The 13738-nt window shown below is 44.5% G+C and carries 12 protein-coding genes; 4 read left to right on the top strand and 8 right to left on the bottom strand.

Annotated features, from left to right (window positions below; translation table 11 throughout):
* Window positions 1-101: 101 nt before the first annotated feature.
* Entirely contained in the window at window positions 102-953 is an 852-nt protein-coding gene (locus tag J0X14_RS07795; RefSeq protein WP_207097194.1) for a ThuA domain-containing protein, read from the top strand.
* 19 nt (window positions 954-972) lie between these two features.
* Window positions 973-1812 (top strand): sugar phosphate isomerase/epimerase family protein, encoded by an 840-nt coding sequence (locus tag J0X14_RS07790; RefSeq protein WP_207097193.1) that lies wholly within the window; start codon window positions 973-975, stop codon window positions 1810-1812.
* A 130-nt stretch (window positions 1813-1942) separates the two neighbouring features.
* Here J0X14_RS07790 and J0X14_RS07785 read toward each other — a convergent pair whose 3' ends face one another.
* From J0X14_RS07785 to J0X14_RS07775, 3 genes are all read right to left on the bottom strand, one after another.
* Window positions 1943-3193 (bottom strand): TolB family protein, encoded by a 1251-nt coding sequence (locus tag J0X14_RS07785; protein ID WP_207097192.1) that lies wholly within the window; start codon window positions 3191-3193, stop codon window positions 1943-1945.
* A 441-nt stretch (window positions 3194-3634) separates the two neighbouring features.
* Window positions 3635-4807, bottom strand: a complete 1173-nt coding sequence (locus J0X14_RS07780) for a mannonate dehydratase (protein ID WP_207097191.1) — start codon at window positions 4805-4807, stop codon at window positions 3635-3637.
* On the bottom strand, window positions 4808-5008 hold the full coding sequence (locus J0X14_RS07775; RefSeq protein ID WP_207097190.1) for a hypothetical protein: 201 nt from the start codon (window positions 5006-5008) through the stop codon (window positions 4808-4810).
* A gap of 481 nt (window positions 5009-5489) precedes the next feature.
* Here J0X14_RS07775 and J0X14_RS07770 point away from each other — a divergent pair, with 481 nt between their 5' ends.
* A complete protein-coding gene (locus J0X14_RS07770) occupies window positions 5490-7211 on the top strand; it encodes a GMC family oxidoreductase (protein WP_207097189.1) in 1722 nt (573 codons plus the stop codon).
* A 3-nt stretch (window positions 7212-7214) separates the two neighbouring features.
* A complete protein-coding gene (locus tag J0X14_RS07765) occupies window positions 7215-7934 on the top strand; it encodes a gluconate 2-dehydrogenase subunit 3 family protein (protein WP_207097188.1) in 720 nt (239 codons plus the stop codon).
* Window positions 7935-7972: 38 nt separating this feature from the next.
* Here J0X14_RS07765 and J0X14_RS07760 read toward each other — a convergent pair whose 3' ends face one another.
* The 5 genes from J0X14_RS07760 to J0X14_RS07740 form a co-directional block, all read right to left on the bottom strand.
* Window positions 7973-9496, bottom strand: coding sequence for an FG-GAP repeat domain-containing protein (locus J0X14_RS07760; RefSeq protein ID WP_207097187.1), 1524 nt, complete (start codon window positions 9494-9496; stop codon window positions 7973-7975).
* 88 nt (window positions 9497-9584) lie between these two features.
* Window positions 9585-10958 (bottom strand): sialate O-acetylesterase, encoded by a 1374-nt coding sequence (locus J0X14_RS07755; RefSeq protein WP_207097186.1) that lies wholly within the window; start codon window positions 10956-10958, stop codon window positions 9585-9587.
* A gap of 463 nt (window positions 10959-11421) precedes the next feature.
* Window positions 11422-12213 carry a DUF4138 domain-containing protein gene (locus J0X14_RS07750; protein WP_207097185.1) on the bottom strand — a complete coding sequence of 264 codons (792 nt, stop codon included), beginning with the start codon at window positions 12211-12213 and terminating at the stop codon, window positions 11422-11424.
* On the bottom strand, window positions 12210-13127 hold the full coding sequence (gene traM / locus J0X14_RS07745) for a conjugative transposon protein TraM (RefSeq protein WP_207097184.1): 918 nt from the start codon (window positions 13125-13127) through the stop codon (window positions 12210-12212). The genes J0X14_RS07750 and traM overlap by 4 nt, the downstream gene beginning before the upstream one ends.
* A complete protein-coding gene (locus J0X14_RS07740; RefSeq protein ID WP_207097183.1) occupies window positions 13108-13734 on the bottom strand; it encodes a conjugal transfer protein TraK in 627 nt (208 codons plus the stop codon). Before J0X14_RS07740 ends, traM begins: the two co-directional genes overlap by 20 nt.
* Window positions 13735-13738: the final 4 nt, after the last annotated feature.

Raw genomic sequence — 13738 nt, 5'->3', positions numbered from 1 at the left:
TTTTTTAGTTTAGTTATTACCAAGTTTGAATTGCATGAGAAGGAAGGTCACCAGCTTTCCTTCTCATTTTTCCAAGCTAAAAAACAAAATTTATCTAGTACATGAAGAAGAAAACAAACTTACCTATCGAATCGCAGTTCAAAAGCAACAGGAAAAACCTGTTCTTTCATTTTGGAACACTTCTGTTCGTAATCCTTTTCGTTACTGAAAGCACTTTGGCACAAAAACAGTTCAAGGCCCTATTGATCACAGAAACTGCTGGCTGGCACCATGAATCCATTCTCAATGGCATTCAGGCCATGGAAGAACTTGCACTGACCCATAATTTTGACCTCAACCGACAACAAGAAGCCAGAAAAATTACGGATGAAAGCCTCAAAGGTTTTGATGTGGTCATTTTTTTGAGCACCACGGCCAATATCTTCGATGAGGGGGAGCAGGCCGCTTTTGAAAGGTATATAAGGTCAGGAGGGGGATATGTGGGCATTCATGCCGCATCCGATACAGAATATGGGTGGGAATGGTACACCCAATTGGTCGGACGTATGTTCCATATCCATCCAGTCCAACAAACTGCCAAAATAAAAATAGTTGACCATAATTTTCCCGGTCTTGAACACTTTCCCGAAACCCTATTGTGGACGGATGAGTGGTATGAGTTCGGCAAGGAAAATGTGAGTGGATTGAACTATCTCATCAGCGTAGATGAAAACACCTATGACCCAGAGGTAATTTGGGCCGATCGGGACTTGACCGCCTCCGGTGAAAAAATTGACCGTGTTGGTAAGGGGATGGGCAATTTCCACCCCATAGCATGGTATCATGAATTTGATGGAGGACGTGCATTTTACACGGCCCTTGGACATATTGAAAAAACATATGAAAACCCATGGTTCTTGGCACATCTCTACGGAGGTATTTTTTACGCTGCTACCGGTAAGGGAATTGAATAACAACAAAAATTTAAATAGGATGATTACACGAAAAGAATTTTTATGGCAATCAGGGGCCTTTACTTTGGGAGCTCTGCTGTTGCCCTCTGCTTGTGCAATGAGCGGAAATAAAGTAAATGAGGAATTGGGTATCCAACTCTATACTTTTAGAGATCAGATGATGAAAGATCCAAAAGGTACTTTGGAACAGATCGCCAAAATAGGGATCAAAAAAATTGAGACCGCTAGGAGCAATAAGGGCCATTATTATGGACTGTCCCCAAAAGAGATGAAATCCACCTGCGAAGCATTGGGGATGAAATTGGTGAGTGGGCACATCCATTTGGATGACCAGTGGGAACAGACCATTGAGGAGGCCGTAGTTTCCGGACAGGAGTATCTTATCTGTTCCACCATGCCCACCCATGGACAAACGCCCGATAATTACAAAAAAGTGGCCGAGGCCTTTAATAAGGCCGGGGAAAACTGCAAGGCGGCAGGACTCAAGTTTGGGTACCATAACCATGAATATGAGTTTGAATCACATAACGGAGAAGTCCTATATGATGTCCTCTTGGACAATACGGAAGCCGACCTTGTGCACATGGAACTCGATCTAGGTTGGGCCGTGGTGGCAGGCAAGGACCCATTGGATTATTTCAACCGATATGAAGGACGTTTTCCGTTATGGCACCTCAAGGACATGAACATGGAGGAAAAGGTGAGCACCGAATTTGGAAAGGGCGGTCTGGATGTTCCCCTGATGTTAAAAAATTCAGCGAAATCCGGTGTAAAACATATTTTCATTGAGCAGGAAGAATATGCAACTACCCCATTGGAAAGTATGCGGCACAATATGGAATATATGAGCAACTTATAGGTCCCTTCCAAGCAACAACACAGCCTACCAAATACAAAAAAAGCAGCCTTATCTCCAAGGCTGCTTTTTTTTCTGATCAATGGCCAGTACCGTTGTTTTTTTTAAAACTTAACTTCCCTATTGCATTTCCTTATTGTGAGGTGCTCACGAAGACCAAGGATTTACTGTCAGGGGACCATGCATATTGATCAAAACTGCCCTTACCCCCATAGAAATGGGCAATTGTCTTCGGCGCTCCTGCCCCAGTTGGCATGATTTTGACACTTACGTTCTGGAACCGAACCGGTTCATCGGGTCTGGCATCATGTGGCATTGACAAAAAGGCCACCCATTTCCCATCTGGTGATAGATGCGGGTGCCAGGAATGGTCCAATCCGTATGTCAATTGAACAGGTTCATTGCCATTGGCCCGTTTTCTCCAAATTTGGTTGGTCGATGTTTTCCCTTCATTATAATATACAAACTTGGTTTTGCCCTTTATATCGGGCCCATCCATTTTATCTTCTGCTACAACGGGGTTGCCCAGTCCATTCACCGGAACGGAATAGGTCCTGTTCCCATCAAGAAAATAAATGGATGTTCCATCCTTTGAAAAACTTGGGGAGCCCAACCCATGATCCGATGTGTGCAGAACTTTCCTTTTTCCGGTTTCTATATCAACGGTTTCCAACCTGCTTCCCCTGACCACTCCTTCATGTGATGCTGTTTCCACCAAATGGTTTGGGTGCCAATCTGGGGCAACGGGTTTGGAAATCCTTACATTCCATATTTTGGCCGTTTGACTATCCCCAGGGTCATGGGCCAACACATAGGGCCCAACCAGAACCTCATCCTTTAAATCGGGCATGGTCAAGGTATCCATTTCCTCTAAGGGCTCACCGGGGTGGGCTATCCGCATGGTGATGGTCTTTCCAATCCGTTCCAATTGAATGACATTCTCCCCAAAGTACTGTTTTGGGAAAAAAATCTCATCTTCTGGATCCCGCATGTAGGCCCCACTCATCAAACGCCATTGCAGCACCACCAATCCATCACCGTGCAAACACGTATTTATGCTCACAGCGTCATCCTCGGTCGACTCACGGATCATCCACCCCGTCTTTCGATGACCGTTGCCATCCTCATTTCCAACAAGTTCAAAATTGGCCGTTAGGATGAAATCCCCTTTTATTTTCTTAAAGAGAAAATGGAACTCATCATGGTTGAACCAAATGTTGCTGCCCCCTCCCTTCAGGGTATAGGTTTGGGTGGCCTTATCGTATGTGGAGGATCCCGTTACAGCGGGATCTCCGATGTCCGAGGCCTGTTCAAAATCCCCAATTTGGGCAAAGCAGCACATGGTTGAAAATACAATACAAATACTCAATCTTAATTTTTTCACGGTAGTAAAGATTTTTAAAATATGGTTTCGATGTACACTTCTCCAGAACTAGGGTGATGCAACATCATTTTAAGACAAGGTTAAATGTAATTCCCGTGGTCTTGAGAGAGGTTAAATATTTACAATTTATGGTCGAAATTTTATCGGAATTGATTGTGGGAACTACCTTCATAAGAAATAGGTCCCGAAAACCTAGACAATACCACCTATTGTAAAAGATTTCCCAATAATGGAAAGTGGAATCAACTTAACCTTGACCTTGATCAAAGAATAGACGTTACATCTAGGTGTTGGGTTAAATAATCATTGGGAGAACCCATAGAGCACAATGGCCAACATAAAACCGATGATTGTGGACATTGCATTGCCCCAACATTTTGTTATCCATGTACCAAAAAGGCATTCCATATCCACCTAGCGGTTTTTCAATGGTATTTGATACTAACTTCCCCCCCTTTTTTCTTTGCTCACGGATTCAGCCAATCCTCGCATGTAACCTATGGCAAACAGGTTTCCGAGGTCCATATATCCAGGCCTTTTATTTTCCTCCCCTACCAAGGTGGGAACATGGTCAGCGCGCATCGCACCTTTAAAACCAATTTCATAATAGGCTTTCATGGCCTCATACATATCAATATCTCCCTCATCATGGAAGGTTTCCGTAAATTTGGTACTGGGCAGTTCACCGCTGAGTTCCCTGACATTTCTAAAATGTACAAAGTGTATTTTACCTGCTTTTCCCCATCGCCTGATCAATGTTGGGATATCAGGTCCCATTAGAGAAAAGTTTCCCTGGCACATGGTAATTCCATTATAATCGCTTGGAACGATGTCCAACATTCGATCAAAATTCTCCACAGTGTTCATGATCCGGGGGATTCCCTGTATGCTGTGCACTTGTGGATCATCTGGGTGCAAGGCCAACTTCATATCGATCTGCCCTGCCTCTGGGACCACTGCCTTTAGGAAATATTCTAGGTTATCCCAAAGTGTCTCCTTGGTGAATTCTCCATATTCGGTCAAAGGTTTGTCCTTTACCGCATCATAATCAAAGGCGGTCATGAGGGCCCCGCCCCTTCCCGGTCTGGCCATGTCGGTCCTCGCCCAACTAATGACCGGCATCCAGTTGTAGCAGATCACATCCACCCCAGCTTTTTTGAGGTTCTTCATAAAGGTGATGAAGTTCTCTATTTCTTCATCCTTTCCTTCCAAGCCAAGTTTTGTTTTATTGCCCAAAGATGGGGGGCCTTCCACTACATTATACTTGAGCCCAACGGATTTCCAGGCATCCACCACATCTTTTATAGATTCGTATTCCCAGGGGTTTCCGCCAGGATTCTTAAAGAGTCTTCCATCTATCCCGGCCACTGCGCCATAAGCACCCATCTGTTTCGCCAATTCTATTAAATAGGCATGGTCTTCCATTCCCCAGAAGTACGCGTTGCTCATTTCTATCCCTGCATCCTTTGAAAGTTCGTTCAATTCCGCAGTTTGTTTTAACGTTTTTGGTGCTTGGTGCCCTTCCCATGTACGGGAATATGCAATACCCCCTAAGGAGGCCATGGTTGCCATCGAGGCACTCTTTTTTATGAAACTTCTCCGATTTTTCTTCATCTATTTGTTGATTATCAATAATTTATCTGGCCTTACGCCACTGTCCTGCAATAACATGGAAACGCCATATGGCATTCCCCATACCGAATGACCTTGCCGTTCCCAGCGGTTTTGTTTTAAGGCCAACAACATGGTCCCTATAAATCCGGTGACCAAAAAGCAGTTAATGGCCCCGAACAACCATACTTTTCTTTTTTCCATTTCCTCATCAAATCGGAAACACCCGAACCAATTTGCCGTTGCGTTTCCTATAAAAATAACAAAGTTTTCTGTTCAACCGTTCCACAAGATCCCACCTCGTTGACAGCGTCCAACCGTACGGGAGTTCACCTCAATTTCGAGTCTTTATTGAGCCATTCTTCGTTGACTCTTGAATTGCCCCATCTTTATTGATTAAAAACCCCAGATCCAAACGTTTGCAAAAAAAAAGAGAATATCTAATCCATAATGCGGTCAAATAACCTCCAAATTTTCAACCTACCGGAACCGTTACAAACAAATTTTCCAGAAGATTCTCTCCCAATACGTTGTGAACGGGAATTTTCCCTGTTGGAAAATATGGCTTGTCCATCAGCTCTCTTACAACTATTTTGTCATTCTATTAACATTTTTGTTCAGATATAAAGAAATCGACATTAGTTCCCTTCATATTTTTATACTTTGGCAAAAAAATAAACAATTAGTGCAGATAATAGAATCTACCGTTGTCTACGATGTCATCATTGTAGGCTCGGGTGCAGGAGGTGGAATGGCGACTAAAATTCTCTCGGAGGCCGGACTGAAGGTGGCCGTTGTCGAGGCCGGCCCCTTCTTTGATCCAGCAGACCCCGAACAAAGAACCCAAATGAAGTGGCCCTATGAGTCTCCAAGGAGAGGCGCGAACACAAAGAGGCCATTTGGTGATTTCGACTCAGCCTATGGAGGATGGGATATAGAGGGGGAACCTTACACAAATGCCGAGAACAGCAATTTCAGATGGTTCCGCTCACGGATGTTGGGCGGACGTACCAACCATTGGGGGCGGATTTCGCTCCGTTTTGGTCCACGGGATTTCAGGGGAAAGGACCATGACGGTCTGGGAGAGAATTGGCCCATTGGATATGAGGATGTAAAACCCTATTACGACAAGGTGGATAAATTGATCGGTGTCTTCGGGACCAACGAAGGTTTGCCCAACGACCCTGATGGGTTCTTCCTCCCTCCCCCAAAACCAAGGTTACATGAACTCTTCTTTATAAAAGGCGCAAAAAAATCGAATATTCCGGTGTATCCTTCTAGGATGTCCATGCTTACCAAGAGAATCAATAATGACAGGGGGGTCTGTTTTTACTGTGGGCAATGCTCAAGGGCCTGCCAGGTCTACGCTGATTTTTCCGCAGGCACTTGTTTGATATTCCCGGCCCAAAAGAATGGTGGCCAGGTGGACCTTTTCGTGAACTGTATGGTCCGTGAGGTCACTACGGACCACGAAGGAAAAGCCACAGGGGTTTCCTACATCAACAAGGAGGACAGGAAGGAATACAAATTAAGGGGAAAAATAGTGGTGTTGGCCGCATCTGCATGCAGCACCGCAAGAATACTTTTGAATTCCAAGAGCAGACAGCATCCAAATGGTTTGGGCAATGGCAGTGATATTGTCGGGAAGTACCTCCATGATTCCACCGGGACAGGCCGCGCTAGTTTTGTCCCCGATCTCATGAACAGAAAACCAAGCTACAATGAGGATGGTGTTGGGGGCATGCACATCTACACACCTTGGTGGTTGGACAATAAGAACTTGGATTTTCCAAGGGGCTACCATCTGGAGATATGGGGAGGCATGAAGATGCCGGCTTATGGTTTTGGTTTCGATCCAAACGAATTCAATACATTCTTTGATCTCAAGGTAGGCGGTTACGGAAATAGTTTGCGAAAAGATGTCAAAAAGTATTATGGCTCCATCGTGGGAATGTCGGGAAGGGGGGAATCGATACCGCAGAAAGGCAACTACTGTGAAATTGACAACACAAAAGTTGATGAATTCGGCATACCCGTTCTCAAGTTCAACTATCAATGGACCGACAATGAAATCAAGCAAGTGAAGCACATGCATGACACATTTGAAGAAATCTTCCACAACATGGGCGCAGAACCCTTGGGCGAAAGACCTGGCAAGGAGCAAAACTTCGGTATCGAGGCCCCGGGTATGATAATCCATGAAGTGGGCACCACCCGTATGGGTGATGATGAAAAGACCTCAGTGGTCAACAGATATCAACAATTGCACGATGTGGACAACGTCTTTATCGTGGATGCCGGGCCTTTTGTATCCCAAGCGGACAAGAATCCCACATGGACCATCTTGGCACTCTCATGGAGAACCTCTGACTATATTGTGGAACAACTGAAACAGCAGAACATCTAAAAAATGGATAGGAGAAAAAGTTTAAAATCGATCATATTCGGTGGAGTTGCAACAGGTTTGGCGGCCCACGGGTGCAAACCCGATATGATTAGTGCGGACAATGAAATCATTGAATCCCCAAAATACACTTATGGAAGGACACCAGAGGAAAAAGCTTATGACGATGAACTCTTTGGGGAAACATTCTTCAATGCGCATGAGATGGAGACCATCACCATACTTTGTGACCTGATTCTCCCCGCCGATCAAGACCAAGGATTGCAAAGTGCAACGGATGCCAACGTTGCGGAATTCATAGAGTTCATGTCCAAAGATATCCCAGAAATGCAGATTCCCTTGAGAGGGGGTCTGATGTGGTTGGACCATAGGTGCAATGTTGACCATAACACCCCATTTAAATTGGCAACACTGGAGCAACAGGAAGCCCTCTTGGATTCGATTGCCTATCCGGACCCGGCGATACCAAATGAAGAGCAACCTCTCGAAAAACAGTTCTTTTCCCTTTTGCGAAATCTTACCTTGACGGGATATTACACCTCCAAAATAGGAATTGAGGAATTGGGGTATCAGGGCAATACGCCCAATGTATGGGATGGTGTTCCCGACGATATCCTGGCCCAACATGGTATTTCCTATGACGAGGAGTGGTTGGCAAAATGCGTGGATCAAAGCCAACGGAACACTGTCGCGGAATGGGATCAAGATGGAAACCTGTTGACTTGAAGGAAGCATGAACCATGGAAGTGTAAATCCAATTACAGCTATTTTTGGATTGTCCTATTTTCAAGATATAAAATGTCAAAATCATTTTCTTCCCTAAATGATAGGCTCTTCAACATATTAAAGTTTCCCAACATAAGGTCAACATCCCCGTCTTTATCAAAGTCTCCCTTATCCATGACAAGCCAATTCCCGGTCTTTGCCTTTTCAGTAACATAGGGTGTAAAGCTATAGGAAAAGGGATCCTGATTTTCAAGGTAAACAAATCCCTCCTCGGGATTGTTTTCAAAATCCGGAAAGAATGACATGGCTGCAAAATCAATGTCACCGTCCAGGTCAAAATCATCCGCCAAGACCCGGGTCGCACCATTAATGGGGAAAAACCACTTTTCGGTGAATTGGTTTTCACCATTGTTCAAGTACAATCGGATCCCATGGTACGGTTTTAGGAAATTGGAATAATCTGCATTGTCCCCATTGGCCGTGACAATATCAAAATGACCATCTTTATTATAATCCAACAAGGAGAACCAACTAAGGCCAAATTCGGGGGAAAGCCCAATCAACCGCTCAACATCAAACTGTAAGTCATCTTTTTGGACAAAAGCATATAATCCTTCCCTGCCTTGGGAAAACAGTGCCATGATATCTTTTTTCCCATCACCGTCAATATCCAATACATCCACTTTAATGGCACCTGGCAATGGCATCAATGTGTTCTTGGTGAATGTTGAATCTTTTTTTACAAATAGGGAAAGTTCTCCTGTATGGTGCCCAAACTCACAAACAAGTATCTCATTTTGGCCATCTCCGTTCAAATCAACCACTTGACTGTAAACGGGTCTATGCAATTTTTCCATTCCAGGGATGACCCCACTATTGGCGCGGTGCATCTTCCCTTTTGGAATCTCACTTGGTCCCATTTTCCCCAATTCCGTGATATAAAGGGTATCCTGCCCAAGGACCGTTGAAACTACAGGTGATTCAAAAATTTCGGCTATGGGCGATAGTTTCTCCCATTCAAGTACCTGACCGAACACATCCCCGATGAACACTCTCCCATTTACAGTATCAAATCCAATATTTACGATGCCACCGGAAGGACCCATGCCCAATTTCCTTGGCGTGGCATCAAATTGAACAAGTTTCGAGGCCCGCCCCTTTCGTATCGGCACGTTGGGAACACTATCCGGAGCCTGACTTAGAATATAATCCCGCAACCGTTCCCATGTCACACTGTCCAAGATGGGCCTATCCGGATATGCATTGCTCAGTCGAACATAATGATTCTCTTCAATCGAATACTTGTATGGATTGAAATCGTTATAGCGATATCCCATCCGCGCGGCCATTTCGGGTAAAACGTTCTCTTCCCAAATGCCCTTTGGAACATTGGACGGTTCGGGAGCGATGTGACAACTGCCACAATACATTTGATATTCATCCTCAACACGAACCATCTGTCGATCTCTCTTGGGGAAGAATAAAATCACATAAAAAATGCCAAAGATCGATACTGCAAGGGTCAATGGAAAGAACCACTTTGTGTATTTCTTAATATCCATTTTACGTCCCAACCTGATTTTTCACAATTTGTGGTTTTTTATTGACTAGATAATGTTTTTCACCGGTCTTTTAAGGCAATAAAAGGTTTCACTCCAATGTGGTAAAACTTGATGCGGGTAGATCGGCCATATTGAAAATATTGGCCTGAAGGGTATTGCCCCAAGCAAACCTGACATATTTGGGATCTTTGACCTTTTTGGACGAAACCACAATGGTTTTATCTTCTACAACAAAAGTTGCGGGAAAGAATTTCTTGTCATGGCCCGCTATCTCGAACAGGGATTTCTTATCCTTGGCATAGAGACCATCTGCATGTTCAAAAGTAATTATTGCCTTGTTCTTGTTGAAGGTAACTTGCTTGAATAAGGGACTTTCAACCAAACCATGAATACTGCCATAGTGCTTTTTTAAAGCCACCTTGGCAAGCCTTTCCCCAACTGATTTTTTGTCTTTTGGGTGAATGTCATCCACTGGGGAAACATCACTGATCACGACCATTGCGGTATTTTGCACATTTTCCAGGACACGTCGCTGGGCATCCCTGATCTCGACCCCGTTAACATTGTCCCCACCATATTGGTAAGGGGCAATCTGAACGAAATAAAAGGGAAAATCACTTTCCCATTTTTCTCTCCACGCACCGATCAACCCCCCAAGTGTCTTTTCATAAACCTGAGATCCAGTATTGGCTTCACCCTGGTACCATAAGGTGCCCGCCAACCCGTATCCCACCAAAGGATGGATCATAGCATTGTATGCCCTAGCAGGTTCAACTGGACCCCAGACCACTGGGGTCAACTGATTCGCGGCTGAAGCAAGCTCTGTATTTTTTTCAATGGTTTCCTCTGGTATCCAAACCTCTGCGGGTGTCCCTCCCCAAGCGGAAACTATTAGGCCAACAGGCACTTCCCCTAGCTCTTCGCGGAGCTTTCTGGCAAAAAAATAGGCAATCGCACTTGAATTTTTCATGCTTTCGGGACTACAGGTTTCCCATTGTGCAGGCAAATCGTCCTGAGGTGTCCTGGCAGACTTCTTGGGAACGTTAAAAAAACGGATCTGTGGATGATGGGCCTGGGCAACATCGGTATCTCCATTGTCAATTCCCCAGCTGGCGGACATTTCCATATTGGACTGCCCCGAGCACAACCAAACCTCACCAATCAAAATATCCTTCAGAAGAATCTCATTGTTCCCCTTGATTTTTATATGGTAGGGACCCCCATATTGAGGCGTGCGTAATATAAGTTCCCATTGTGCCTGATTGTCTCCCTTCGTGGTATAGACCTGTTCGGTCCATGATGGGGATACGGCAACCATTTCACCCGGGCTCGCCCAACCCCAAATTTTAATCTCATGTCGTTGTTGGAGGACCATATGATCTGAAAATACAGAAGGCAATACGACACTGGCCAAAGATACATTGACAACAAAAAAAAATAATCCTGATATAATTTGTTTCATAATAGACCAGATGGATATAAAAATTCAATGTACTCCTTTTTTGTCCAAGCCACAATTGAACGGACACGTAAAAGCATCCTTAAATATAGGCCAAATCAAATTGAACCTTGGGTAAAGTCTTCCTTAATCTTCGCTTTTTATTGAGAATATCGCACTTTAATAATAAAATTGAAAAAAATGGATCGGACTTCCGGCTGGATCAAATGAAAATTGGTGAAATGAAAAGGTCCCATACTTGGTTCACATTTAAAAATTGTGCATTAGGACCAACAATTATTAAGCAAAATTCAATTTCGAGATGGGCCAGGCATAAATGTATTCCATGAGTTATCAAATTTCTTTCAATTCAAGATGCTCCCTGATTCGAACCCCAACAATCAATCTACTGGACACAAAACACTTGCACTCAACACACCACGAACAGGTCGCCTTTTAGGTCACTTTTTAACATATCCCAAAAAACCTAGTGTCTCAACTCCATGCGCCTACTCCCGTGCAGTTCTTCCAAGACCAATTTCAACCGTTCCTTATCGCCAAGCACAAACTTGGACATAACACAGACAATCCGTACCATCTCCCCATCCTTGATTCTTTTCGGCATACCATACCTATGGATGGGGTTCAACGGGATTTCTTGATAAGAGGCCCTTCGCTTGGAACTGCCATTGACCCGAAAGACCTCCAAACGGTCCACCTCAAAATCGATGCCCGAACGGTTCCGTATCCCAAGGACAAGGTACACCTCTCTCCCATCATACACCATATCCTCCAACCGAAGCCGGATGCCCTTTTTATGTTTGGTCATTATATTCTTTGGTTTTCCATCGAGCAACAACTTGCTAATCCTATCAAAATGAGATGTCTCATCTTTCATGGAATCCTCTTTCACCTGCAATCCCTTTGTTGGTCCGATCTTTCCAATACCGTCCCCTTCCCTGATAAAATGGTTCAATTGGGGAAGTTTCTTGGCGTATTTCAGGATATAGGCATATATCCGATGATCTGAAGTAATCACCAATAAATTGCTGTCTACGCCCTCCACCCCTTGTAACAATCCAAAATAACCCGCCTCTTCCCTATCATAGGAAAAGACAAAATCTTCACTACCCACAATAGCCTGACGTATGGGACTTGGAAAGAACAGGGCCACATTCTTGGATGCATTGGCATAGATCGTATCCAAGCTCCTTTGCCCCCACACCATATTCAAGCAAACCATTGTCACCGCACACATTGCCCATCCACTTCTTTTCATAATTGCTGTTTTAAAATGATTTGATACTTATCCGATACTTCCACTTTAATGGCCCGACGGTCCCGTTGAAAGATCCGTTTGATACCACCGACCTGTGGCAAACCGGGAAGGTTCACCCCACCAAGGGTCTCATCCATACTGGTCTGGACAATTTCCCCTTTAAGGTGGTTCTCCACATAAATGCCTGCTTTCTTATCCTGAAGATCGTAGACCTGAAGCTTCATTTGATAATCTCCGACTTGGTCAATTTTTACCATGACCCGATTGGGTCTCAACTTGACAAAACCATAGACCTGGGTACCTCGGGCAAGAGTTACCCCTTTGATTTCAACATCTTCTTCCAATCGCATGGCCAATCGATGGCCTTCCCTGAGGGTCTGTTCCCCATCCACATAGGCCAACAATTTAGTATCACCAACATCCTTGGAAAGGACCGGCTTTGAGGCAAAAAAGACTTGGTGGTTCAACACCATTTCTTGTGGGGAAATAGATTTCTTTAGCCCCGCTACCCTTTCTTTTTCCCCTTCAGGTTCAATGTCTTTTGATACAAGAGTCTCTTCCACTCGCAATGGGGGCTCATCATCGACAAAACTCTTGGATTGGTAAATACTATCAATAATGCGGTGCTTTTCATATTCCATATAATCCGGGTTGAAGTATCCCTTATCATCTACCATATGGTCCGGGTACAGCTGGGGAGCAGTGGTCTCCCGTTCTTCCTTGATGGCATCCAGGGCTTCCATCTTGGATTCGTATTCCAAGGTGTTCCCATCCAAGTCCGGCATAGGGATGCGGTCCGGGTTCAATTCCGTTTTCTTGTCCTTTCCAAAAGTGACCAACGCATAAACCGTGATGAACAGCACCACGCAGACCATTACAAGGACAAAAACAATCTTATTCTTCTGTGCTTTCATTTGTTTCCATTTTACGGAGTGAGTTTTCAAAAAAATCAGTGATCAATAATCCGTGGGGGTTGTGCGGGAAATTCCGTTCGACCTGAATAAGGCGGCCCGTGGTGATCAGTTCATAGGTATCCGTTGTGGAACCTCTTCGGATCCCTAGAATGGTCCGGGTCTGGAAATTCATGGATTCCTTTCCCATGTTGATCTTGGTATCGATACGCTCCACTTTTTGGACCAGGGAATACTGCAACAATCGATTATAGAACCCATCTGCCTTTTTTTGTTGGTAGACCTCGACAACAGTCGCGTTCCCCAACCATAGGGCCCTTTCCATATTATGTTCATAACTTCCCGCATCGACACCATAGAACCATTGGTGGAACTGTTCCAAATGGGCCAAGGCTTCCACTTCCATGTTCTTGCGTTGTTCCACCCAGACCAAGGGAATGACCTCCCCTTCCCCATTGACCACAAAGACATGTTCCAAACTTTCCCGGTGGACTTTGTACATCAAGAGGATTGTGGCCATGCATACCATCCCCGAAACGATGACCACAGCAAGCACCACCCATCGGTTCAACCGCAATTGTTGTTGTATACTCTTAAAAGGTGTTTTCATAAGT

It is taken from the genome of Allomuricauda sp. CAU 1633 (genome assembly GCF_017313225.1).
Lineage (GTDB): Bacteria > Bacteroidota > Bacteroidia > Flavobacteriales > Flavobacteriaceae > Flagellimonas.
Note: the sequence above shows the minus strand (reverse complement) of the source record. Positions and strands in the feature narration are given on the sequence as shown.

Bases quoted from the DNA above. Each gene is read 5' to 3' on its own strand.
- J0X14_RS07795 (WP_207097194.1), top strand. From the start codon at position 102: ATGAAGAAGAAAACAAACTTACCTATCGAATCGCAGTTCAAAAGCAAC.
- J0X14_RS07790 (WP_207097193.1), top strand. From the start codon at position 973: ATGATTACACGAAAAGAATTTTTATGGCAATCAGGGGCCTTTACTTTG.
- J0X14_RS07780 (WP_207097191.1), bottom strand. From the start codon at position 4,807: ATGAAGAAAAATCGGAGAAGTTTCATAAAAAAGAGTGCCTCGATGGCA.
- J0X14_RS07775 (WP_207097190.1), bottom strand. From the start codon at position 5,008: ATGGAAAAAAGAAAAGTATGGTTGTTCGGGGCCATTAACTGCTTTTTG.
- J0X14_RS07765 (WP_207097188.1), top strand. From the start codon at position 7,215: ATGGATAGGAGAAAAAGTTTAAAATCGATCATATTCGGTGGAGTTGCA.
- J0X14_RS07760 (WP_207097187.1), bottom strand. From the start codon at position 9,496: ATGGATATTAAGAAATACACAAAGTGGTTCTTTCCATTGACCCTTGCA.
- J0X14_RS07755 (WP_207097186.1), bottom strand. From the start codon at position 10,958: ATGAAACAAATTATATCAGGATTATTTTTTTTTGTTGTCAATGTATCT.
- J0X14_RS07750 (WP_207097185.1), bottom strand. From the start codon at position 12,213: ATGAAAAGAAGTGGATGGGCAATGTGTGCGGTGACAATGGTTTGCTTG.
- traM (WP_207097184.1), bottom strand. From the start codon at position 13,127: ATGAAAGCACAGAAGAATAAGATTGTTTTTGTCCTTGTAATGGTCTGC.
- J0X14_RS07740 (WP_207097183.1), bottom strand. From the start codon at position 13,734: ATGAAAACACCTTTTAAGAGTATACAACAACAATTGCGGTTGAACCGA.